1 protein-coding gene is annotated in these 927 nt (G+C 34.3%); it reads left to right on the forward strand.

Going from position 1 to position 927, the window contains the following annotated elements; all coding sequences use genetic code 11:
- Positions 1-673: 673 nt before the first annotated feature.
- Positions 674-927, forward strand: a 254-nt coding sequence (locus ACFIO3_RS14135; protein WP_375704691.1) for a zinc ribbon domain-containing protein YjdM, incomplete at its 3' end; no start/stop codon positions are given.

Below are 927 nucleotides of genomic sequence, written 5' to 3' on the forward strand. Positions count from 1 at the left end.
CACCTCTTATGAATCAATCATCTTTTGTGCCAAGGGCAGTGACAACATTGAGCACCACCATTTTTATGAGAGAGTAAGCCCAGCTCCATCACACTTATTGATTAGTTCCCAATGTGCATCTTTCCACTTGTAACATGCAAGCGCAAGGCTTTGGTTGATTCAATAGAAGAGGATTTGAAATAAGAAAATCTTAAAATATTCGGGTGTTCTATTCAACATACAAAACCATTGATGATGATTATAAATCAACATATTCTCTAATATTATAACCGTTATTTTTACTTAAAATAAAAGGTCAAGTTAAGGCATCACTTTCTTTTCTCGCAATATTCAATCTTGCTTCGCTCTTTGAGAGAATTTATTAAGAGATGTTCCTTTTTTCATTTTTTATCCATTCGTTAATTTCATTTGTGACGGATAAGAAAATGATTTTGATTGATTTATAAGAGAGAATGAAGGGAGTAAATTTTATGATAGGTAGGGGCTTATTTAAGGTGTACAATGATAAATCATTCTTATAAATTAACGTCTTGTCTGTGGTGATCGCATTGACAAACATAGTTGGCAGATGGGGAATGAAACAAAGGGACGTATTTTTCTAAAATAATGGACAATAAGCATTTCTTGTTTTATGACCGTCATAATGAATGATTTTTCTAAAAAAGGGGAATTTATGACCCAATATCCCAAATGTCCTCGTTGTGATTGTCTTTATACTTATGAAGATGGTGAAAATTTTGTGTGTCCTGAATGCGCACATGAATGGCCACAAAAGAACGATGCCGCTGTTCTTTCCGATACTGTTTATGATGCCAATGGTCAGATTTTGACAAATGGCGATACTGTTATGGTGATAAAAGATCTGAAAGTAAAAGGCGCTTCATCTGTTTTAAAAGGGGGGACGAAGGTAAAGAATATTCGCTTGGT

The sequence above is a fragment of the Bartonella sp. AD328YNZD genome, assembly GCF_042196425.1.